This is a genomic window from Ciceribacter sp. T2.26MG-112.2, from assembly GCF_900492205.1.
Classification (GTDB): domain Bacteria; phylum Pseudomonadota; class Alphaproteobacteria; order Rhizobiales; family Rhizobiaceae; genus Allorhizobium; species Allorhizobium naphthalenivorans_A.
The window spans coordinates 74,029-95,042 of sequence record NZ_UEYQ01000011.1; the positions used below are offsets into that span (position 1 = coordinate 74,029).

At 64.6% G+C, this 21,014-nt stretch carries 18 protein-coding genes and 1 other RNA gene; 12 read left to right on the forward strand and 7 right to left on the reverse strand.

Annotated features, from left to right (window positions below; all coding sequences use genetic code 11):
- The first annotated feature begins 183 nt into the window (after positions 1–183).
- The 3 genes from DYZ14_RS15780 to DYZ14_RS15790 all read left to right on the forward strand — a co-directional run bounded on the left by DYZ14_RS15780 (position 184) and on the right by DYZ14_RS15790 (position 5,447).
- The gene (locus DYZ14_RS15780) at positions 184–1,425 is read left to right on the forward strand and encodes an efflux RND transporter periplasmic adaptor subunit (RefSeq protein WP_154721567.1); all 1,242 of its coding nucleotides are present in this window, start codon (positions 184–186) and stop codon (positions 1,423–1,425) included.
- Positions 1,422–4,616, forward strand: a complete 3,195-nt coding sequence (locus tag DYZ14_RS15785) for an efflux RND transporter permease subunit (RefSeq protein WP_154721568.1) — start codon at positions 1,422–1,424, stop codon at positions 4,614–4,616. The genes DYZ14_RS15780 and DYZ14_RS15785 overlap by 4 nt, the downstream gene beginning before the upstream one ends.
- A gap of 84 nt (positions 4,617–4,700) precedes the next feature.
- A complete protein-coding gene (locus DYZ14_RS15790; protein WP_154721569.1) occupies positions 4,701–5,447 on the forward strand; it encodes a dienelactone hydrolase family protein in 747 nt (248 codons plus the stop codon).
- 10 nt (positions 5,448–5,457) lie between these two features.
- Here the strand turns inward: DYZ14_RS15790 and DYZ14_RS15795 are convergent, their stop codons facing one another.
- Positions 5,458–6,429 (reverse strand): alpha/beta fold hydrolase, encoded by a 972-nt coding sequence (locus DYZ14_RS15795; RefSeq protein WP_154721570.1) that lies wholly within the window; start codon positions 6,427–6,429, stop codon positions 5,458–5,460.
- A 168-nt stretch (positions 6,430–6,597) separates the two neighbouring features.
- On the opposite strand from DYZ14_RS15795, the gene DYZ14_RS15800 reads away from it, so the two are divergent.
- The 3 genes from DYZ14_RS15800 (at position 6,598) to DYZ14_RS15810 (ending at position 13,686) form a co-directional block, all read left to right on the forward strand.
- Positions 6,598–8,007 (forward strand): FAD-binding oxidoreductase, encoded by a 1,410-nt coding sequence (locus DYZ14_RS15800; protein WP_154721571.1) that lies wholly within the window; start codon positions 6,598–6,600, stop codon positions 8,005–8,007.
- Between the two features lie 74 nt (positions 8,008–8,081).
- Complete coding sequence (locus DYZ14_RS15805; RefSeq protein WP_154721572.1) at positions 8,082–11,870, forward strand: AsmA family protein; 3,789 nt, start codon at positions 8,082–8,084, stop codon at positions 11,868–11,870.
- 103 nt (positions 11,871–11,973) lie between these two features.
- A complete protein-coding gene (locus DYZ14_RS15810; protein WP_154721573.1) occupies positions 11,974–13,686 on the forward strand; it encodes a hypothetical protein in 1,713 nt (570 codons plus the stop codon).
- 49 nt (positions 13,687–13,735) lie between these two features.
- Here the strand turns inward: DYZ14_RS15810 and DYZ14_RS15815 are convergent, their stop codons facing one another.
- From DYZ14_RS15815 to DYZ14_RS15840, 6 genes are all read right to left on the reverse strand, one after another.
- Positions 13,736–14,107, reverse strand: a complete 372-nt coding sequence (locus DYZ14_RS15815; protein WP_154721574.1) for a hypothetical protein — start codon at positions 14,105–14,107, stop codon at positions 13,736–13,738.
- Between the two features lie 188 nt (positions 14,108–14,295).
- Complete coding sequence (locus DYZ14_RS15820; protein WP_154721575.1) at positions 14,296–14,514, reverse strand: ribbon-helix-helix domain-containing protein; 219 nt, start codon at positions 14,512–14,514, stop codon at positions 14,296–14,298.
- Between the two features lie 93 nt (positions 14,515–14,607).
- Entirely contained in the window at positions 14,608–14,799 is a 192-nt protein-coding gene (locus DYZ14_RS15825; RefSeq protein ID WP_154721576.1) for a DUF4169 family protein, read from the reverse strand.
- A 56-nt stretch (positions 14,800–14,855) separates the two neighbouring features.
- On the reverse strand, positions 14,856–15,365 hold the full coding sequence (locus tag DYZ14_RS15830) for an SspB family protein (RefSeq protein ID WP_154721577.1): 510 nt from the start codon (positions 15,363–15,365) through the stop codon (positions 14,856–14,858).
- 140 nt (positions 15,366–15,505) lie between these two features.
- Positions 15,506–15,872: a transfer-messenger RNA gene (gene ssrA / locus DYZ14_RS15835) on the reverse strand.
- A 20-nt stretch (positions 15,873–15,892) separates the two neighbouring features.
- Complete coding sequence (locus DYZ14_RS15840; RefSeq protein WP_154721578.1) at positions 15,893–16,609, reverse strand: AprI/Inh family metalloprotease inhibitor; 717 nt, start codon at positions 16,607–16,609, stop codon at positions 15,893–15,895.
- Between the two features lie 213 nt (positions 16,610–16,822).
- Here DYZ14_RS15840 and DYZ14_RS15845 point away from each other — a divergent pair, with 213 nt between their 5' ends.
- From DYZ14_RS15845 to DYZ14_RS15870, 6 genes are all read left to right on the forward strand, one after another.
- Entirely contained in the window at positions 16,823–17,131 is a 309-nt protein-coding gene (locus DYZ14_RS15845) for a DUF2853 family protein (protein WP_154721579.1), read from the forward strand.
- Between the two features lie 88 nt (positions 17,132–17,219).
- Positions 17,220–18,014 (forward strand): thymidylate synthase, encoded by a 795-nt coding sequence (locus DYZ14_RS15850; RefSeq protein WP_154721580.1) that lies wholly within the window; start codon positions 17,220–17,222, stop codon positions 18,012–18,014.
- A 32-nt stretch (positions 18,015–18,046) separates the two neighbouring features.
- Positions 18,047–18,571, forward strand: coding sequence for a dihydrofolate reductase (locus DYZ14_RS15855; protein WP_154721581.1), 525 nt, complete (start codon positions 18,047–18,049; stop codon positions 18,569–18,571).
- A 146-nt stretch (positions 18,572–18,717) separates the two neighbouring features.
- Entirely contained in the window at positions 18,718–19,818 is a 1,101-nt protein-coding gene (gene hflK / locus DYZ14_RS15860) for an FtsH protease activity modulator HflK (protein WP_154721582.1), read from the forward strand.
- Positions 19,819–19,820: 2 nt separating this feature from the next.
- Positions 19,821–20,756, forward strand: coding sequence for a protease modulator HflC (hflC, locus tag DYZ14_RS15865; RefSeq protein ID WP_154721583.1), 936 nt, complete (start codon positions 19,821–19,823; stop codon positions 20,754–20,756).
- Between the two features lie 8 nt (positions 20,757–20,764).
- Entirely contained in the window at positions 20,765–20,950 is a 186-nt protein-coding gene (locus DYZ14_RS15870; protein ID WP_115669502.1) for a DUF2065 domain-containing protein, read from the forward strand.
- The last annotated feature ends 64 nt before the right edge of the window (positions 20,951–21,014 follow it).

The following is a 21,014-nucleotide window of genomic DNA, read 5'->3' on the forward strand; positions in this document are numbered from 1 at the left end:
CGGTCTGACGAACCGGGCGGCGGCAAGCCCGGCGGATGACATTTTCGTAATGTTGGCCTTTGTGCCTTGCCGTTTGTGCCTTGCAGCGAAATATTGCCGCACAGATGATCCGCAATTCGCCTCGTGGCTGCATGGCGTCTCCAAGATGAGATGCCGCGGGCGCAGCACAGGCCGGAGTTCCCAATGGCATTTTGGAAGCAGTTGAGCCTCAGTTTTCTGGTGATCGCCGCCGGCGTCCTTTTGTGGATCTGGTTCGTGCCGGGCGCCGATGGCGTGTTGCGGCGGATCGGGGTGCCGGAGGGCATGATTGCTCTGGTGGCGCCGGTGGGTCAGAAGAGTTCCACTGCGGGAGCGGGTGGGCAGCCCGCGGGATCCGCGCAACAACAGGCGCAGGGCCAGACGCCGGGGCAGGGACAGGGCGCCGGCAACCGGCGTGGCGGCGCTGCGGCGACGCTGGTCGTGGTGCAGGCGGTCACCATTGGCAAGGTCAACGACCGGCTCTCGGCGCTGGGCACCGGCGATGCCATCCAGTCGGTGACGGTCATGCCGCAGGTTTCCGGGACGCTGGCCGAAATCGCCATCAAATCGGGCGACCGGGTCGAGAAGGGGCAGGTGATCGCGCGGCTCGAAAGCGAGGAGCAGCGGATCGCCCGCGACCAGGCGCAGGTGGCGCTCAAAAGCGCGACCGAGAAGAACGAGCTCTATGCCAACCTGAGATCCGCCGTGTCCCGCATCGATGCCTTCGATGCCGCCATCGCGCTCGAGGCCGCGGAACTGGCGCTGGCCAGCGCCGATCTGGAATTCAAGCGGCGCGAGATCGTCGCGCCGATCACCGGGGTCGCGGGGATCGTCACCGTCAATCCGGGCGACAATGTCACGACGTCGACGGCGATTGCCACGCTCGACGACCGCTCCGAATTGCTTGTCGATTTCTGGGTGCCGGAACGCTTCGCGCCGGTGGTCAAGGTCGGCCAGCCGCTCACGGCGACGCCGGTGGCACGTCCGGGCAAGCTCTACGAAGGCAGCGTCGAAGCGGTCGACAACCGCATCGATGAGGCCAGCCGGACCCTGAGGATCCGGGCCAGGATCGGAAACGAGAACGACGACCTGCGCGCCGGCATGGCGTTTACCGTGGAGATGAGTTTCGACGGCGAGCGCTATCCGGCGGTCGATCCGCTGTCGGTCCAGTGGGACAGCGACGGCTCCTTCGTCTGGCGCGTCACCGACGGCAAGGCCGAGAAGGTCGCGGTCAGGATTGTTCAGCGCAATCCGGACGCGGTTCTGGTCGAGGCCGAACTGGCCGAAGGCGACCGGGTGGTGACCGAGGGCATTCAACGCGTGCGCGCCGGCCGGCCCGTCGAGGTTCTGGGCGACGAAGCGGGGAAAAAATCCGTGGACGGCGAGAAACCGGTGGCGAGCCGATGAGCGACAAGACCGAACTCTTGGGCGGCACGGACGCCAAGGATGAAACTGAAGGTCCGGCTTCGCGGCCAGGGCCCTCAGCAGGACCGGCGCCGGACGCGCAGGCGGGCTTTACCGCGCTGTTCATCCGTCGCCCGATCCTGGCGGCGGTGGCCAATGCGCTGATGGTGGTGGCGGGTCTTGCCGCCTTCTACGGGATCGAGGTGCGTGAACTGCCCGATGTCGATCGCCCGGTGATCACCGTGCGCACCAGTTTTGACGGCGCCTCGCCGCAGACGATCGACCAGCAGCTGACGACGGTGGTCGAGGGCGCGGTCGCCCGTGTCGCGGGGCTGAAATCCATGTCGTCGACCTCCTCCTTCGGGTCGAGCCGGGTGACGCTGGAATTTTCAGACTCGACCGACCTCAACGTGGCGGCGAGCGACGTTCGCGACGCGATTGCCCGCGTCACCAACAGCCTGCCGGACGACGCCGACGAACCCCGCATCATCAAGGCCGATTCCGACAGCGATCCGATCATGCGGCTGGCGGTCACCTCCGACCGGATGAGCCTCGAGGACCTGACGCTTCTGGTCGACAACGAAATCGCCGACCGGCTTGCATCCGTCGACGGCGTAGCCGATGTCAACCTCTACGGGGACCAGGAGAAGATCTTCCGCATCGACGTCGACCAGTCGGCGCTGGCCAGCCGCGGCCTGACGGTGGCCTCGCTAGGTTCGGCGCTCTCCGACATTGCCTTCGACGTGCCGGCGGGTTCGATCACCAGCACGACGCAGGACATCGTGGTCAGGGCGACCGCGGACCTGAAGACGCCGGAGGATTTCGCCCGGCTGCTTATCGGCAGGAATGTCCGGCTCGGCGATGTCGCCACCGTCACCTTCGGCCCCGACCTTTCCTCCACCGCGCTCCGATCGAACGGCAAGGCCGGCATCGGCATGGGCATCATCCGCCAGGCGCAGTCGAACACGCTGAGCATTTCCAACGGCGTGAAGGCCATGGTGGCGCGGCTGCAGGGCGAACTGCCCGAGGGCACGGAAATCCGCGTCACCAGCGACGACGCGGTGTTCATCCGCGGTTCGATCGACGAGGTGATCACCGCGCTGGTACTTGCCGCCGTGATCGTCATCGGCATCATCTATCTGTTCCTGCGCGACTGGCGTGCGACGATCATTCCGGCGGTTACCATGCCGGTTTCGCTGATCGGAACGCTGGCGGCGGTCTATCTGGTCGGCTTCTCGATCAACATCCTGACACTGCTTGCCATCGTGCTGGCGACCGGGCTCGTCGTCGACGACGCGATCGTGGTGCTGGAAAACATCGTCAGACGGAGAAGCCAGGGGCTCGGGCCGCGGGCGGCGGCCGTGCTCGGCACGCGCGAGGTGTTCTTCGCCGTCATTGCCACGACGGCGACGCTGGCCGCCGTGTTCGTGCCGCTTTCCTTCCTGCCGGGGCAGGTGGGCGGATTGTTCCGCGAATTCGGCTTCGTGCTGGCCTTTTCGGTGACGCTGTCGTCGATCGTGGCGTTGACGCTTTGCCCGATGCTGGCCTCGCGCCTCCTGACGGCGCATGCGATCGAGCATCACTCCGGTCCGCTGGCGCGCTTCGGCGACGCATTCTCCAGCTTCTACCGCAGGACGCTGAGCGCCTGCCTCAATGCGCCGCTGGTGGTGGTGACCGTTTGCATCGCCTTCTCTCTCGTCGCCTTTGCCGCGTTTTCGCTGATCACCAGCGAGCTCACGCCGCGCGAGGACCGTGCGGTGGCGCTGATGCGGGTGTCGGCGCCGCAAGGGGTGAGCCTCGACTACATGCAGGACCAGATGCGGCGCATCGAAGAGGTGCTGGAACCCCTGCGCGACAGCGGCGAGGTCGTCAACCTCTTCTCGATCTCCGGTTTCGGCAGCAGTACCAATAGCGGTTTCATGGTGCTGACTCTGGCTCCCTGGGGCGAACGCGAGCGCAGCCAGGACGAGATCGTGCGCGACATGACCCGGCTCACGCAAGGCATTCCCGGCGTCAACGCCTTTGCCATGCAGCCCAACAGCCTGAGGATTCGCGGCGGCGGCAGCGGGTTGCAATTCGCCCTGGTCGGCTCAAGCCATGAGCGATTGACGCAAGCGGCGATCAAGCTGGTGGCGGATCTCGAGGCCGATGGGGGCTTCGACAATCCGCGGCTGTCGAACGACGTCAGCCAGGCGCAGCTCGGCGTGTCGATCGACCGGGAGCGGGCCGCCGATCTCGGCATTGACATCACCGGACTTGCCCAGGCGCTGCAGTCGCTGCTCGACGGTCGCTCGATCGGCGACGTCTTCGTCGACGGCGAGGCCTATCCGGTCAAGCTGGCATCGACCACGCGGCCGATCGACGATCCGACGGATCTGGAAAACATCTTCCTCAAGACCACCGACGGCAAGACCGTGCCGATGTCGGTGATCGCGACGCTCGAGGAAAAGGCGGTGGCACCGTCGCTGGCCCGCGAGCAGCAATTGGCCGCGGTGCAGATCACGGCGGGGCTCGGGCCGGGGCTTTCACTCGGCCAGGCGCTGGACAAGGCAACGGCGCTCGCCGAGCCGCATCTGCCGTCGGGTGCACGGCTCCTGCCGCTGGCGGAGGCCGCGACGCTGACTGAGAACAGCGGCGGCATGGCCTCGACCTTCGGCTTTGCCCTCATCATCATCTTCCTGGTACTGGCGGCGCAGTTCGAGAGCGTGCTGTCGTCGATCATCATCATGGCGACGGTGCCGCTGGGGCTTGCCTGCGCGGTCTTCGCGCTGCTTCTGACCGGGACCAGCCTCAATGTCTACAGCCAGATCGGGCTGGTCATGCTGGTCGGGATCATGGCCAAGAACGGCATCCTGATCGTCGAGTTCGCCAACCAGCTGCGCGACCGCGGGCAGGGCGTGCGCGAGGCGATCGAGAATGCCGCCAATCTGCGGTTGCGGCCGGTGATGATGACGATGATCGCCACCATTCTCGGCGGCGTGCCTCTGGTTTTCGCCCATGGGGCCGGCGCGGAAGCCCGCGTGGCGCTCGGCTGGGTGATCGTCGGCGGGCTCGGTTTCGCCACGGTCGTCACGCTTTATGTGACGCCACTCGCCTATCTGGCGCTGGCGCGCTTTGCCAAGCCGCATGCCGACGAGGAGGCGCGGCTGCAAAAGGAAATGCAGGTGGCGGCGGCGATCGAGGCGGCGGAATAGGCGCGTTCTCGTAAGCCGTGGCCGAAGGGATGGCCCGGATGTCGATCGTCGGCCGTGTCGAGAAAACATCAGGAGGAGAGCTTCATGAGCAAACGCGAGATTGCCATCAAGACCGAGGACGGCACGGCCAAGGCCGGGCTGTTCTTGCCCGATGCTGCAAGCCCCGCCATCATCCGCCCGGGCGTGATCCTCTACATGGATGCCTTCGGGCCGCGGCCGGCGCTCGACCAGATGGCAGAGCGGCTTGCCGGCCATGGCTATGTGGTGCTCGTGCCGGACCTGTTCTATCGTTTCGGCGCCTATGGGCCGTTCGATGCGAAGACGGCGTTCAGGCAAGAGGAAAGCGCCCGGCAGTTGCGCGCGATGATCGACGGCACGAGCCAGGCGATGACGGCGGCCGATACGGCGCATTTCCTCGACGCGCTTTTGGAAGCCGGCGTCGACGGGCCGGCGGGCGTGGTCGGCTATTGCATGGGCGGATCGCGGGCGCTTTCAGCGGCAGCCGCCCATCCGCAGCGGATCGCCGCCGCTGCGAGTTTTCACGGCGGCAATCTGGCGAGCGATAAGCCGGACAGCCCGCATCTGGGCGCAGCCAATATCAAGGCCCGCGTTTATGTCGGGGCCGCCGGTGTCGATGCTTCCTTCCCGCCCGAACAGGCGGCACGCTTCGTCGAGGCGTTCCGGGCGGCCGAGGTGGATTTCGTGCTGGAGAACTATGTCGGCATGGCCCATGGCTGGTGTGTGCCGGATCACAGCGTCTATGACGAGGTCGGCACCGAGCGGCACTGGCGGCGGCTGACGACCTTTCTTGACGAGACGCTGAAGGGGTGACCCTTCCTCCTCAGAAGCCTTCTGCACCGGGACCGACGACTAAGAAGACATTGTCGGCCGGCTCGGGCCGCAGATAGTCGTGATTGAGCGCGGGGGTCCCGTTCCTCAGGATGTCTGCGAAGATCTGGTCGATCGCTTCACTGCGCTGGCCGGAGACGAAGAAGTAATGGCGCCAGCTTTCCGGGTCGAGCAGGATATAATCGGCATTCTGCGCCAGCGGTTCGGGCGAACCGTCGAGATTGGTGAGCGTCCGGCCGAGCCGCGCGGTGTTGTACATGCGTGTCGTCACCTGGAGGGCCGGATCGTCGGCGTTGACGAAGACGAAGATCTCGTCGGCAAAGCTGAGCTTTTCCATCCACAGCCGGTGATCGGGCAGGGCCGTTTCCGGGACGGCGAAGAGGATGCGCGCGACCAGTCCCCTGGGCAGGTCGGGCGATGCTTCGCCGACATGGCGGAAGAGCTCGCCGGCCATCGAATGGCCGACGATCATCACCGGGCGATCCGCCAGCGCCTGTCCGGGGCCGCTTAAGTCGGCCATGTCGTGAAGGAGCGCAATCAGCCGTTCGCTCGCGGCCCTCGCGTTCAGTACCGGGAACTCGGTCATCGAGATCCAGGACGGCCAGTTGAACATCAGAACGTCGGCGCCCGCGCCCTTTGCCAGTTCGCCCATGGTGTAGAGGCCGAATTCGCCGTCGGGATCGGGGCCGAAGCCGTGGACGAACAGCACCAGCGGGCGCGGCGCGCCATCGGCGGACGGCTCGAAGTTTGACAGCGCACCTTGAAGATCGCCGAGCGCAAAACGCTTGCCGTCTGGGGTGACGAGGCCGAAGCTCTCCTCGGTGATGTCGCCGGCGGTCGCCGTCTGGGGCTTGAGGATCATCGTCACGACGGCATCGTAATTCCACCAGACATAGCCGCTGGCGGCGCTTATGAGCACAAGGACGATGGCAAGGCTTGTGAGGAAGGTTCTCATGAACGCCATCTAGCCTATCGCCATTTCGCACCGCAATGTTTTTGGCCGACCCATTTGTGCATTACCGCCAGCGGGCATAGTCTCGGCACTGGACAAGCGGGAGCGACTTGGCCCATAGCTCGGTCCTGTTTTGGTGAGCATACTGCCGAGATGGCAGAGCGGGGGGAGACGGTTCGCATGGCCTTGAAGGATGTCGTCGCAGGGGTTCGCAACGAGGAGGGGATTGCCGCCGTGCTCGGCATCCTCAAGCAGAGTTTCGGCGAGCGGTTCCAGACGGGGCAGTCCTTTCGCGAGCAGCACAGCCACACGACATCCTACTTGCCGGCGCAATTGCCCGACGGCGTGGTTTTCGTCGAGACGAGCGACGACGTGAAGACGGTGGTGAAGGCCTGCGCGGCGCACAAGGTGCCGATGATCCCGTTCGGTACCGGATCTTCGCTCGAGGGCCATATCAATGCGCCGAGCGGCGGCATTTCCGTCGACTTCACCCGGATGAACAAGGTGCTGTCGGTCAATGCCGAGGATCTCGACTGCACGGTCGAGCCCGGCATCACCCGCGAGGAACTCAACACCTATCTGCGCGACACCGGCCTGTTCTTCCCGATCGATCCCGGCGCCAATGCCTCGATCGGCGGCATGGCCTCGACGCGCGCTTCCGGCACCAATGCCGTGCGCTATGGCACGATGAAGGACAATGTGCTGGCGCTCACCGTGGTCACGGCCGACGGCGAGGAAATCCGCACGGCGCAGCGCGCCCGCAAGTCTTCGGCCGGCTACGACCTGACAAGGCTGTTCATAGGCGCGGAGGGCACGCTTGGCATCATCACCTCGATCACGCTCAAGCTGCAGGGCATACCGGCGAAGATTTCCGGCGGCGTCTGTGCTTTCCCGAGCCTCAAGGCGGCCTGCGACACCGTCATCATGACCATCCAGATGGGCATTCCGGTCGCCCGTATCGAGCTTCTCGACGAGATGCAGATGAAGGCGGTCAACGCCTATTCCAAGCTCTCCTATCCGGAAAAGCCGACGCTGTTCGTCGAATTCCACGGTACCGAAGAGACGGTCGCGCTGCAGGCCGAGCAGTTCAGGGAAATCGCCGCCGAGTTCGGTTCGGACGAATTCCGCTATACCGCCAATGCCGAGGAGCGGGCGCAGCTGTGGAAGGCGCGGCACAATGCCTATTGGGCCGGTCGGGCGCTGGCGCCGGAACTGAACGGCTTGTCGACCGACGTCTGCGTGCCGATTTCGAGGCTTGCCGACTGCGTCGCCGAAACCCAGGCCGACATTCGCGAGACCGGGCTTCTGGCGCCGATCGTCGGCCATGCCGGTGACGGCAATTTCCACGTGCTGATGCTGTTCGACGACAAGAACACGGCCGATCTCGCGCGCGCCGAGGCTTTCATGGCACGGCTCAACGCCCGGGCGCTGGCGATGGAGGGCACCTGCACCGGCGAGCATGGCGTCGGCCAGGGCAAGATGAGCTATCTCGAGCAGGAGCTGGGATCGGCCATTCCTGCGATGCGGTCGATCAAGAAAAGTCTCGATCCAGACAATATCTTCAATCCCGGCAAGATCTTCCGTATGTGATGAGGGCTCCTCGCGGCTTGCTCCCGCCGGGAATTGCATTACCTTTGCGCCGGAAGTGATGGGAGTCGCAGGACGTGCTCGGACGCATACTGGTTTTCCTCGGCGGGCTGCTGGTCGTCGCGCTGTTCGGGGCGCTGCTGGCGCCGCTGTTCGTCGACTGGACCGATTTCCGCAAGGATTTCGAGAGCCAGGCGAGCCGTATTCTCGGCAAGAAGGTCACGGTGCTCGGCGAAGTCAATGCGCGCCTGCTGCCTTTCCCATCGGTCACCCTGCATGACGTGACGGTCGGTGCCGACAAGGACGGCAAACCGCTGGTGCATGTGGCGCGTTTTTCCATGGATGCCGAACTCGCGCCGCTTCTGTCCGGTGAAGCGCGCATCTTCGACATGCGCATCGAGGAGCCAAAGGCACGCATCAGGCTTCTTCCCGACGGTACGCTCGACTGGCTGCGCGGCAGCAGCGCCGATATTCCGGCGCGCACCGTGGTGCTGGAGAATGTCCGGGTCGTCGGCGGCGAGATCGATTTCATCGACGAGCAGACAGGCCGCACGCGCAGGCTCACCGGGCTTGATGCCGACATGTCGGCGCGCTCGCTGGCGGGGCCCTGGTCGGTCGATGGCAGCGCGGCGCTCGACGGCGAGAAGGGCAGCTTCCACCTGTCCAGCCTGCAGCCCGAAGTCGGCGCCGACGCCATTTCGCTGAAGCTCAGACTGCAACCCGAGAGCCGGCCCTTCACCATAGAACTCGACGGCGACCTGACACTGAAAACCGGCAAGCCCAGTTATCAGGGACAGTTGCAGGCGACATGGAAGGGCAAGGAGCCCGACAAGGACGACCCGAAGACGCCGCCGCCCCGGGCAAAGGGGGCGTTCGAACTCACCAATGAACGCATCGCGCTCACCTCCTACCGGTTCGAGATCGGCGAGGCGACCGACCCTTATGTCGTGACCGGCGAGGCAAAGCTCGACACCGGCGTCAATCCGGAATTCCTTCTGACCGCCGAGGGCCAGCAGGTCGACGTCAACCGGCTCGCCAACGAAAGCGCCAAGGGCAAGACCGGGCGCAATGCCGCGGGCTCGGTGCGCGAACGGCTCGACCTGTTGATCGCCATGGCCAGCGAGATCCCCATTCCGAACCTGCCCGGTAAGGCGACGCTGAGGCTTCCGGCGATCGTCGCCGGCGACACGGTGCTGCGCGACATCACGCTCGACATCCGGCCTGACGGACGCGGCTGGAATGTCGAGCGCGCGGTGGTGGTTCTTCCCGGCCGTACCCAGGTGGAGGCCAAGGGGCGACTGACGCTCGGCTCCGCCCCCGCCTTCAGCGGCGACCTGCTGGTCGCCTCGACGCAGCCTTCGGGGCTTTCGACCTGGGTTTCCGGCAGTGTCGACCCTGCCATCCGCCAGTTGAAGTCCATGGGCTTTTCCGCTGCGGTCAATCTGACGCCGCAGATCCAGCGGTTCGAGAAGCTCGAGCTGGCGCTCGGGCCGGCGTTGCTCAACGGTCGTCTCGAACGCCAGTCGCTCGACAATGCCGTCGCCACGCTGTCGATCGACCTTGCCGGCAACGAGATCGATCTGGACGCGGCGCGCGCGGTGGCAAGCCTGATCGCCGGGGAGGAGGCCAGCCAGGGCCTGCTCGCCGAGAAGATCGCCACGCGGCTGAAAGTCGGCCGGTTGACCGGTTATGGCGTGGAGGCGCGAGGGGTCGAGACGATCTTCACCTATGACGGCGCGAGCGTCGTGGTCGACCGGCTGAATGTGGAAGACCTGGCCGGCGCGACGCTGAAGGCGAGCGGCACGGTGAAGGGACCGATGACGACGCCCTCGGGCAAGGCGCAGGTGGCCTTGTCGGCAGCCGATCCGGGGCCGTTTCTTACGCTCATCTCCGAACGCCTGCCGGCGCATCCGCTGGCCGGGCGGCTGGTGAAGAGTGCCCGCTGGTATGCCGACAGCAATCTGACCGCGAGCCTGGTGTTCGGTGAAGCCGCCGGCGGGGGGATGGCCGTCAAGGTGGCCGGCACGTCCAATGGCAGCCGTGTCGCGCTCGATTACGGTGTCAGCGATCTGGCGAGGCTGTCGAGCGATGCGAAGGTCAACCTGGCCGCGACGCTGGAGAATCCGCAGGCGCAAGTCCTGCTCGGACAGGCCGGCCTCGATCCGCTGCCGATCGGGGGTGGCGAAGGCGGACGGCTGCAGTTCAGCGTGACCGGTGCCGGCGATGCGCCGGCCGATGCGGTGCTGACCTTCGCCGCCGGACGCACGACGCTGTCGGCGCGCGGCAAGATCGGGCTGGCCGCGGCGGGCTTCCCCAAGGGCAGCGGTGCCGTCAAGCTCGAGAGCCCCGATCTCGAACCCTATCTGATGATGACCGGTGTCCTGTTGCCGCAGGGTGGCGCGGGGCTGCCGGCGCGGCTTGCCGCCGAGGTCGCGCTTGGCGAGGGCCGGGCCGAGATTTCCGCGATCGATGCCGAGGCCGCCGGCAACACGATGTCCGGAACGCTGGTCTTCGACTGGAACGGCGCCGTGCCGAAGCTCGGCGGACAGATCGCCCTCGACAATGCCGATCTCGCCTGGTTGGCCGAGGGCGTGCTGGGACCCGTGAGCGACGGCGTGACGGGTACGCTGTCGACCACGCCGCTGCCGAAGCCCCGCAGCGATATCGATTTCGACCTGGCCGTCACGGCCCGGACGTTTTCACCGGGCGCATTCGGCCCGATCTCCGACTTCTCCGCCAAGCTCAACGGGGCGGGCGGTCAGCTGACGATCGAGGATGCGGCGGGGCGGTGGCTCGGCGGCGCGATGAGCGGGCGGCTGATGATTGCCAATACCGACGGCAACGGCTTTTACCAGGGCCGGATCGCGCTGCGTCAGGCAGAGCTTTCGGACGCGGAGAAAGCGCTCGGCAAGGCGGATGCCGGGGCCGTCCTCGAGGGCAAGTTCGACCTCGATCTGGTGGCGGAGGCAACCGGGTCGAGCGTCGGCGACCTGCTCGCGGCAACGAACGGGTCCGGTGCGGTCAAGATCGCGGCTCTCACCGTGCATCGCTTCGACAGCGGCCTTCTGCCGAAACTCCTGCCGCGCGCCGATGCGATCGAGGGGGACATCACGAATGCCAAGGTCGAGGATCTCGCCGCCACGCTGATCGGCGGGGCATCCAGCGCCTTTGCCAATATCGAGGTGCCGTTCAACATCACCGACGGGGTGCTGCGTGCCACGGCGCTGACGCTCGCCAACGAGACGGCCAAGCTCGACGGGACCCTGCGCGTCGAGCTCGGCGAGCGCCGGGCGGAGGCCGACATCCGTGCCGCCTTCGTGGCCGGCGACGACGCGCTGGCCGGTGCGGAGCCCGCGCTTCGCCTGTTGTTCTCGGGCGATGTCGCCGACCCCGAGCGCAAGCTCGATGTCGGTGATCTTGCCAATTTCCTGTCGCAGCGCGCCTTCGAGCGCGAGCGTCGTCGGGTCGAGACGCTCCAATCCAACGTGCTCGAGAAGCAACGGCTGCGCCGCGAGGCGGCACTCTATCGCTACCGCGCCGAAGAGCGCGCCAAGGCCGAGGCCGAGCGGGCAAGGATCGCCGAGGAGGCACGACTTGCCGAGGAGGCCCGGTTGAAGGCCGAGGAGGCGAGGCTGAAGGCCGAGGCCGAGCGCCGGGCGGCGGAGGAAGAGGCACGCCGCAGGGCGGCAGAGGCCGCCGAACAGGCCGCCCCCCCGGTCGGCGATGCGGTGGAACAGGCCCCGCCCGCGACCGAAGATGTGCCGCCAGCGCCGCAATTGCCGTTGCCACCCGGCGAGGGTGTCACGCGCGGGGGCGCGCTGCCGCCGGTGCAGCTGCAGTTCGAGAGCCTGCCGGGGGTCAACTAAAGGCTGAAAGCAGCGATCGTGCGGCTGCTTGCCTGTTGTGTGGCCGCGGCCTAGGCTGGAACATGCCGCCGGTCGGGAACCGGCGGGCAAGGGGGGCTTCAGTATGTTTCGTCGGCTTATCTCCTGTGTTTCGCTGCTGTTTCTCGTCGGGGCCGCCGGTTTGGCGATTGCAGAGGAACGCTATCAGCCGTTCGCCGAGAACCGCGGCTGGACGGTGGCCTATGATCGCCAGGACAAGGTCTGCATTGCCAGCCCGAAGGGCGCCAAGGACGGCCTGTTCTTCATCCGGCCGAGCGGCAATGTCGTCGTCGTGCTGGTCGCAACCAGCAAACTCGGCTGGCTGACCCATGAGCAGGACTACGACGTCGTCGTCCATACCGATCGGCGCAAATGGACCGGCACCATGCGGGCGAACGTCACCGACGGCTCCGGCGGTCTCTACCTGACCAATCCCCATGCGAGCTTCATGGCGGCGCTACGCGATGCCGGGCGGATGACGCTGAGCGTCGATAATGTCAGCTACGGTCCGTTCTCGCTCTCCGGCTCCAGCGACACGCTCAAGCAGATTGCCGATTGCGCACGGGCGCTCGATCGCGGCGACTTCGGCCCGGCCAGGACGGAGGAAACGAGCGAGGCCCGGGAGGTGATCATCGGCTCCGGCATGATGGTCGACTGGACGCGGGACGATTTCGGCAAGATCTATACGAACGGGGATTGGGCGCTGACGCTGAACGGCGAGGACAGTGACGAAGGGACGGCGACGGCCGTGCTGAGCGTCCGGCACAAGGACAAGGGCGAGACGGTGATCCGGCTGGAAACCGGTCCGGACGAGATGGCGCGCGGCCAGATCGGCATCTATCCGCTGCAATGGGCGGAGCCGGGCGTGGTGTTTTCCTCGTTCAGCGGCGGGGCACACTGCTGCACGGCGGTGGCGCTGGCGCATGCGAGCGACGATGCGGTGAAGGCCGTCGAGCTTGGCACGTTCGACGGCTTCGGCGTGACGCCGGCCGATCTCGACGAAGACGGCAATGTCGAATTCGACCTGCGCGACGATCGCTTCCTCTACGCCTTTTCGAGCTACGCCGAATCCGCGCCGCCGGTGAAGATCATGGCCTTGCGTGACGGCGAGGTCAGCGACGTGACGCGGGACGTCTCCTTCCGGCCGGTCATCGAGCGGCGGCTGACGGCCTCGATGCGCGCCTGCTTCGAGCAATCGACCGCCGGCGTCTGCGCCGGAGCGCTCGGCAATGCGGCGCTCATGGGCTATTTCCCCGCGGCGCTCGAACTGATGGCGCTGGAGGAGATCGACAAGCAGATGGAGGACTATTTCCTCGACTGCGACGACACTACGGCCTGCAAGGGCCAGAAGCGCTTCGAGGATTTTGCCGAGGCGGTGGCATGGCGGCTGGAGAACTGGGGCTACGGAACGCAGGCCATGCTCGACGACAAGGTGACGGCCTTTGTCGAGGAACTGGCGAGCGCGAAGGACGGCTATGCGCCGGAAAACGCCGATGCGGAGAACGAATATTCCTGTGACATGGGGCCGCTGACGTTCGAATATGATGCCGCCAAGAAAAGGGCGCTGGTCCGGGGCTATGAATATGGCTGTAATTTCGGCGCCGCCGCGATGCTCAAGGACAGTCTGGTGGTCGACCTCCTGTGTTCCGGCGAGGCCGATTTCTGGCTGGACCGGCATGTCTATGCACGTGACGGCGAGGCGCTGATGTCGCTGTCGGCGACCGGCGCGCTCGATTCCGGCGGCGCGACGCGCTTCGAGCGGTGCCCGGCCAAGCCGGCGGGTTCCAACCAGCCATGAAAAAGGCGGCATGGTCGCCGCCTTCTCTGGTCATCAAGGGCAAATCGGCTCAGACGTAGGCGTAGCGTTCGCCGAACGGCGTCTCTTCGTCGTAATTGGTGGTGCCGATCTTGTCGCTTTCGCCGGACAGGAGGGCAGGCTCCGTTTGCTCCGCCGTGGGCTTTTCGGCGGCGTTTTCGGCGGCTTCCATCTGCGCCATCTGGGCTTCGAGCTTGGCCAGCGAGGCGCGAAGGTCAGTCAGCGCATCGCTTATCTCCGACTTCTGGTCGTCGGTTTCGGTGCTGGCCAGTTCCTCTTCCTTCGAGGTGATCTGGCTTTCGAGCTTGGCGATCGACGACTTCAGCGAGGCCGTGGTGGAGCCCGATTGGTCGAGCGCGGTGGTGGAGGTCGTGGCCGAGGTAGAGGAAATTGCGGTTACCATGTTCTTAAATCCTTGAAATAAAGGAGCTTTGCGAAACCACGTCACACGGTCGGATCGATGGGCAAATACGCGTAACTGAGCCTTGAAATACGGGGCATCGACGCAATCATTGATGGGCAATCCCAGACTAGGACGAATCCCTTAATGAATAGTTTGGTTGTATAATGTTTTGCGCGCTGCTCTTTCGGTCAATGCTGGGCGGCGGCCTTGAGGCGGGCGAGGACGTGAAGTCTGGCGGCCGAGGAGAGGTTGGTACGTGGGTCACGGTTCTCGTCGATCTCGACGACGAGTGCGGCGAGCGGGATCCGGCGCTCGGCGGCGATGGCGTTCAGCTCGTCCCAGAATTCCTCTTCCAGCGAGAAACTGGTGCGGTGGCCGTGCAGGGTGAGCGAATGCTTGCGGATCATCGTGGCTCCGGCTCGGACATTGATTCAAGGGCCTGACAAGGTGATTCCGCAACTGCGTGCAGGTGCTTGATCGGCAACCGATTTCGCCGTCGGCTATTCGTCGTCGGAGCGGTCGAGGCGGCCCTGGTCGAGCGTCTTTTCCGCCTTGGCGTTGAGGGCGTCGGTGAGGTTCTTCTCGGCCTTGCTGCGGCCGAAGGTCAGTCGGTTCTGTTCCGCCTGACGTTCCTTTTCGGAGCGGGCCTTGACCTTGCGAAACTGGCGGAGATTGACGACGTCTGCGCTCATGGCTCTGATCCCGAAACGGCGCGCGATCGGCTCGCGGCGCCCAGGTGCTGTTGGGCCTACTGCTTCTTGCGGAAGGCGTCGAGCGAGACGACCGAACCGGGCTTCTTTTCCTCGTCGCCGGCCTTCGGCTCGGACTGATCCTCGCTGCGCTCGACGGCGGCGATCGGATAGGCGGTGATCTCGGCGCCTTCCTCTCCCTCGTCGGCCAAGGGCACGTCGAATTCGAGCTCGAAGTTGACGGAAGGATCGTAGAAGCCGCGAATGGCGTTGAACGGAATGACCAGTTTTTCCGGGGTGTCGGAGAAGGAAAGGCCGATCTCGAACAGGCTGTCGGTGACCTTGAGGTCCCAGAACTGGTGCTGGACGACGATGGTCATCTGCTCGGCATACTTGGCCTTCAGATGCTGCGAGATGCGCACGCCCGGCGCCCCGGTCAGGAAGGTGATGAAGAAATGATGGTCACCCGGAAGACGACCGGTGGCTGCGACTTCGGTCAATACCTTGCGGATGACGCCGCGCAGCGCGTCCTGAGCCAGAATGTCGTAGCGAATATGGTCGTTCCCCATAGATCCTGTCTTTCTCTTGCTTGGCGTCTTCGCGCGGCTATATGCCACGACGCCGCATTCGGGGAAAGCCCCCGTCACCCGAGTCATGACGAAGCATATTACACGATTTGAAACGCGGAAGGTAGGCAAAGGGAGGGGAAGGTGAAGGCTTCTGTTGCCAGGTGCCTTCGGACCCCGCCTCAAGGGGCTAACCTTGAGGGCTTAGTTCGGATTTCCCGCACCGCCATTAGGCAGCGAGAGCATAACCCTTAGCGTTGTTGTCGTTTGCAACTACACTTGTGACCCGATAACGGCGGTATCATGCCGAGCAAAAGTTCGATCTTTACACCCTTGTCGATCCTATTTCGCCCCCATCAAAAGCCGGTCAAAAGACCGACCGGTTTTTGGTGGAGGCGCCGGGTACCGCCCCCGGGTCCAATAGGTTTATTACACCGACCGTTTATCGCCATAGCCGGAGCAAGCCCCGGCAAGGGAGATATAGGTGTTTCATTCGCCGATGAAAAGGGCCAAGCGAAAGGAAGTTTTCCTCAGCAGCGATTGACGAAGCCGACATAGTCGCGGCCCTTCTTTTCGTAGTACTTGAGGATGAAGCCGCGGGTTGCGCCGCCGTCCATCGGGATCTCGCAGCGAACGCCCCATTTGGTGTCGAAACAGGCGTTGACGATGATGCACTGGCCGGCCTTCACCTGGCCGACGACCTGGCTTTCGAGGCTGCGTTCGCGGCGGATGTTCATCAGACCGGTGATCAAAACCCGGACCGGATGCGGGCCGCGCGGCGCGACCGTGTCCTCGGGGCTGACGCACTTGCCCGTGTCCTCGCGGATGTAGCAGGGGTTTGCGCCGCCGCCCGTCTGCGGCTGTGCGGCATCCTTGCGCTGGCCGCCCGCCGGGCGCATCACGACCAGCGAACCGTCGGCGAGCCGGCCGTTCATGATGCCGCGCGCCGGGGCGAAGCTTGCGATCGGGCGGCCGTCAATGCCGAAGAGGATGAAGCCGTTGCGCTCGGGCGCCCAGCCGTTGACGAAGGCGAGCGGCCCTATACACAGGATCGAGCGGGCGGCGAGGCGTCCGGCAAAGGCGTGGTTCTGCAGTTCGATCTGGCATTGTCCGACCGGCCCGCCGGCCTCGACATTCCACATGCCGACGAGGCGATCGGGCGCACCGGACTGGGCGCGGGCGGGAAGGGGAGCCGTCGCCATGGAAAGCGCCGCCGTCAATGCCAGGATGAGCCGTTTGAATGCCATTCGCGTGTGCCTCCGTCCGGCGGGCTTGTCGACCGCACGTTCCGGACTAGGTTCATTGCCGGATTCTTGGCAAAACTCAATTGGTGCCGGCGAATTCTCGCCATCTTCAGGCGCGGCAAGCCAAGCCGCTTGACGGTCACAAGCGCTTCTCACATTCTGCTGTTCAAGCGGGCGCGCATGAGACGCCCGCGTTCAAGCGAAAGGAAGAAGGCCATGACGGACTATCTTGCAGATGTGAAGCACTATGACCCGAGTGCCGACGAGGCGGTGGTCAACAAGATCGTGCGCCACCTCGGAATTGCCCTGCGCAACCGCGACTCCTCGCTCGTATCCGCGTCCGATCCGGAGGAGCTCGCCCGCGTCAAGGAAAAGTGGTGCGGCAAGAAGCTCGGCGTCACCGGCCCCTCCGCCGACAAGGCCGTCGACACGGTCTGCACCATCATGGCGAAGGACAACAGCAAGTCGCGCGTGACCTTCTATTATCTGGTCGCCAAGGAACTGGGAAAACTCGAGGATCTCTGACGCCAATCTTGGATAACCGCCGCGCCGTCTTGGTTCGGCGGCCTTGGGGCGCTAATGTTGCCGCCGAACAGGAATCGGCGGCGACACCATGAAGCAATATCTCGACCTCTTGCGCCACGTAATGGACAACGGCTCCGACCGCGGCGACCGGACCGGCACGGGCACGCGCTCGGTGTTCGGCTACCAGATGCGCTTCGACCTTTCGCAAGGTTTTCCCGTCACCACGACCAAGAAGCTGCATCTGCGCTCGATCATCCACGAGCTTCTGTGGTTCCTGAAGGGCGACACCAATATCGGCTATCTCAAGGAGCACGGCGTCAGCATCTGGGACGAGTGGGCCGACGAGAACGGCGATCTCGGCCCCGTCTACGGCGCGCAGTGGCGCTCCTGGCCCGACGGCAAGGGCGGTCATATCGACCAGATCGCCAATCTGGTTCAGAGCATCACCAAGAACCCCAATTCGCGCCGCCATATCGTTTCCGCCTGGAACCCGGCGGAAGTGGACGAGATGGCCTTGCCGCCCTGTCACTGCCTGTTCCAGTTCTACGTCGCGGATGGCAAGCTCTCCTGCCAGCTCTACCAGCGCTCTGCCGACATCTTCCTCGGGGTGCCCTTCAACATCGCTTCCTACGCACTACTCACGATGATGGTGGCGCAGGTGACGGATCTCGAGCCCGGAGACTTTGTCCATACGCTGGGGGACGCGCATCTTTATGCCAACCACTTCGAGCAGGCGAAGCTGCAGCTCTCGCGCACGCCGAAGAGGCTGCCGACAATGCGGATCAATCCGCAGGTGCGCGACCTGTTTGCCTTTCAATTCGAAGACTTTAGCCTCGAAGGTTACGAGGCCGATTCAAGCATCAAGGCGCCGATCGCCGTCTGAGGGCGGCGTAAGGTTCCAGCGAAAGGCAGTCCATGTCGAACCCCAGGATCATCATCGCCGTTGCCATGGCGCAGAATGGCGTGATCGGCCGCGATGGCGACATGCCGTGGAAGCTGTCGACCGATCTCAAGCGGTTCAAGGCACTGACCATGGGCAAGCCGCTGGTGATGGGGAGAAAGACGTTCGAGTCGGTCGGCGGCAAGCCCTTGCCTGGCCGGCCGCACGTGATCGTCAGCCGTGGGCCAAAGATCGACATGCCGGGTGTCGAGACGCAGGCGAGCCTTCAGGCGGCACTGGAGCGCGCGAAGGTGATCGCGCACGCGTCGGGCGTGGACGAAGTCTGCATTGCCGGCGGCGGCGAGATTTACCGGCAGGCGCTGCCGCTGGCCGACGAACTGCATGTGACCCATGTCGAGGCGGTGATCGACGGCGACACGGTCTTTCCGGCGATCGATCCGGCCCTGTTCGAGCTGGTGGAGGAAACGGCGTTTCCCGCAGGCGAAAAGGACAGTTATCCGACCCGTTACGCCGTCTATCGCAGAAGAGCTGCGGCATAACGCATTATTTCCCATAACTCTCGAAGAAGTTAAGTGCTTTCCGTTGAAAGCGCGGGTGGCCGTACCTATAACGGGACTAACGTCCGCGAGGGGCCCGATGGTATCCGCGCAGGCATTGGGAGCGAATTTCAATCAAAGAGGTATGAATGCCCTGGAGCAATCAGAACGGCGGCGGTCCATGGGGCGGCGGCGGCGGCGGCGATAACAAGGGTCCCTGGGGGCAGGGGCCGAACCGGCCGCGCGGCGGCGGTGGCGGCAATACGCCCCCCGATCTCGAGGATCTGATCCGGCGCGGTCAGGACCGGCTGAAGAACATCGTGCCGGGCGGCTTCAATGGCGGCGTGCTCGTCATTCTCGGCCTGGTGCTGGTTGCTTTCTGGCTGGTCCAGGCGATCTACACGGTCCAGCCGGACGAGCGCGGCGTCGAGCTGCGTTTCGGCAAGCCGAAGGAAGAGATCGCCATGCCGGGCCTGCACTTTCATGTCTGGCCGCTGGAAACCGTCGAGATCACCAAGGTGACAGAGCAGCAGCAGAATATCGGCGCCAAGGCCTCGTCTTCGTCGAGCGCCGGCCTGATGCTGTCGGGTGACCAGAACATCGTCAATGTGCAGTTCTCGGTGCTGTTTACCGTAAGCGACCCGCGCGCTTTCCTGTTCAACATCGAGGCCCCGCAACTGACCCTGCAGCAGGTCGCCGAAAGCGCCATGCGCGAAGTGGTCGGCCGTCGTCCCGCCCAGGACATTTTCCGTGACGCCCGCCAGCAGATCGCTGCCGACGTCAAGGCGATCATCCAGGGCACGATGGACAATTACGGCGCCGGCATTTCGATCAATGCGGTGGCGATCGAGGACGCGGCTCCGCCGCGCGAGGTCGCCGACGCCTTTGACGAGGTCCAGCGTGCCGAGCAGGACGAGGATCGCTTCGTCGAGGAAGCCAACAAATACTCCAACCAGCAGCTTGGTCAGGCCCGAGGCCAGGCGGCGCAGATCCGCGAAGAGGCAGCCGCCTACAAGGATCGTGTCGTCAAGGAAGCGGAAGGTGAGGCCCAGCGCTTCATCGACATTCACGAGGAATACAGCAAGGCGCCGGACGTGACCCGCAAGCGCCTCTATCTGGAAACCATGGAGCAGGTTCTGAAGAATTCGAACAAGGTGATCATCGACCAAAACCAGAACGGCGTCGTACCCTATCTGCCGCTCAACGAAATCGGCCGCATGGGCCAGACCCAGACGCAGGGAGGCAATTGATCATGTCCAATCGTCTCGCCTATGTGCTGATCGGCCTCGCGGCCGTGTTGCTGCTGGTCTATTCGTCGGTCTTCGTCGTCAACGAGCGCCAGCAGGCGGTCGTGGTTCGATTCGGCCAGATCCAGGCCGTCCACAGCGAACCGGGGCTTTACTTCAAGCTGCCGTTCGCCTTCGCCGATGCCGATCGCGTTCAGTATGTCGAGGATCAGGCGCTGCGCTTCGATCTCGACAATATCCGCGTGCAGGTTTCGGGCGGCAAGTTCTATGAAGTCGACGCCTTCGTCGTCTACAAGATCACCGATCCCCGTCGGTTCCGTGAAACGGTCTCGGGCGATCGGGAATCCGCCGAAGCGCGGCTGCGCACCCGTCTCGATGCATCGCTGCGTCGCGTCTACGGTCTGCGTGGCTTCGAATCGGCGCTTTCCGACGCCCGCGCGTCGATGATGCAGGAAGTGCGCGACGACCTTCGGGTCGATGCGGAATCGCTCGGCGTCACCATTTCCGACGTGCGCATTCGCCGAACCGACCTGACGCAGGAAGTGTCGCAGCAGACTTTCGAGCGCATGAAGGCCGAACGACTGGCCGAGGCCGAACTGATCCGCGCCCGTGGTAATGAAGAAGGCCAGCGCCGCCGCGCCATCGCCGACCGCCAGGTCGTCGAATTGCAGGCGGAAGCGCAGCGCGATTCGGAAATCCTGCGAGGCCAGGGCGACGCCGAACGTAACCGCGTCTTCGCCGAGGCCTTTGGTCGCGACGAAGCCTTCTTCGAGTTCTATCGCTCGATGCGGGCTTATACCGGGGCGCTCAGCAATACCGGTTCGACCATGGTGCTGTCGCCGGATTCGGATTTCTTCCGCTTCTTCAACGACGCGCAGGGTCCGGCTGCGGCCGCGCCTGCGGCACCGGCAGCAAACGCCGTACCGGCAACCGGCAATTGACGGTCGCCATGGCGGATCTGCTCGCAGGTTTTGCCTTCTTTCTGATCCTCGAGGGGCTGGTCTATGCACTGGCCCCTCGTTTTCTTGTGCGGATGGCGCGTCTCCTGCCGTCCATTCCGCCGGAACAGCTGCGGCTTTCGGGCCTGGTCGCCGTCACGCTCGGTGTCGGAATAGTCTGGTTGGTCCGCGGCTAGGGCGGCGTCACGCGCGCTTCCTGCTAAATTGATTTCGACTTTCATTTTTCCGCCTTATGCTTCG

Excerpts from the sequence above, each read along its gene's own strand:
- DYZ14_RS15780 (WP_154721567.1), top strand. The coding sequence starts at position 184 with ATGGCATTTTGGAAGCAGTTGAGCCTCAGTTTTCTGGTGATCGCCGCC.
- DYZ14_RS15785 (WP_154721568.1), top strand. The coding sequence starts at position 1,422 with ATGAGCGACAAGACCGAACTCTTGGGCGGCACGGACGCCAAGGATGAA.
- DYZ14_RS15790 (WP_154721569.1), top strand. The coding sequence starts at position 4,701 with ATGAGCAAACGCGAGATTGCCATCAAGACCGAGGACGGCACGGCCAAG.
- DYZ14_RS15795 (WP_154721570.1), bottom strand. The coding sequence starts at position 6,429 with ATGGCGTTCATGAGAACCTTCCTCACAAGCCTTGCCATCGTCCTTGTG.
- DYZ14_RS15800 (WP_154721571.1), top strand. The coding sequence starts at position 6,598 with ATGGCCTTGAAGGATGTCGTCGCAGGGGTTCGCAACGAGGAGGGGATT.
- DYZ14_RS15810 (WP_154721573.1), top strand. The coding sequence starts at position 11,974 with ATGTTTCGTCGGCTTATCTCCTGTGTTTCGCTGCTGTTTCTCGTCGGG.
- DYZ14_RS15815 (WP_154721574.1), bottom strand. The coding sequence starts at position 14,107 with ATGGTAACCGCAATTTCCTCTACCTCGGCCACGACCTCCACCACCGCG.
- DYZ14_RS15820 (WP_154721575.1), bottom strand. The coding sequence starts at position 14,514 with ATGATCCGCAAGCATTCGCTCACCCTGCACGGCCACCGCACCAGTTTC.
- DYZ14_RS15825 (WP_154721576.1), bottom strand. The coding sequence starts at position 14,799 with ATGAGCGCAGACGTCGTCAATCTCCGCCAGTTTCGCAAGGTCAAGGCC.
- DYZ14_RS15830 (WP_154721577.1), bottom strand. The coding sequence starts at position 15,365 with ATGGGGAACGACCATATTCGCTACGACATTCTGGCTCAGGACGCGCTG.
- DYZ14_RS15840 (WP_154721578.1), bottom strand. The coding sequence starts at position 16,609 with ATGGCATTCAAACGGCTCATCCTGGCATTGACGGCGGCGCTTTCCATG.
- DYZ14_RS15845 (WP_154721579.1), top strand. The coding sequence starts at position 16,823 with ATGACGGACTATCTTGCAGATGTGAAGCACTATGACCCGAGTGCCGAC.
- DYZ14_RS15850 (WP_154721580.1), top strand. The coding sequence starts at position 17,220 with ATGAAGCAATATCTCGACCTCTTGCGCCACGTAATGGACAACGGCTCC.
- DYZ14_RS15855 (WP_154721581.1), top strand. The coding sequence starts at position 18,047 with ATGTCGAACCCCAGGATCATCATCGCCGTTGCCATGGCGCAGAATGGC.
- hflK (WP_154721582.1), top strand. The coding sequence starts at position 18,718 with ATGCCCTGGAGCAATCAGAACGGCGGCGGTCCATGGGGCGGCGGCGGC.
- hflC (WP_154721583.1), top strand. The coding sequence starts at position 19,821 with ATGTCCAATCGTCTCGCCTATGTGCTGATCGGCCTCGCGGCCGTGTTG.
- DYZ14_RS15870 (WP_115669502.1), top strand. The coding sequence starts at position 20,765 with ATGGCGGATCTGCTCGCAGGTTTTGCCTTCTTTCTGATCCTCGAGGGG.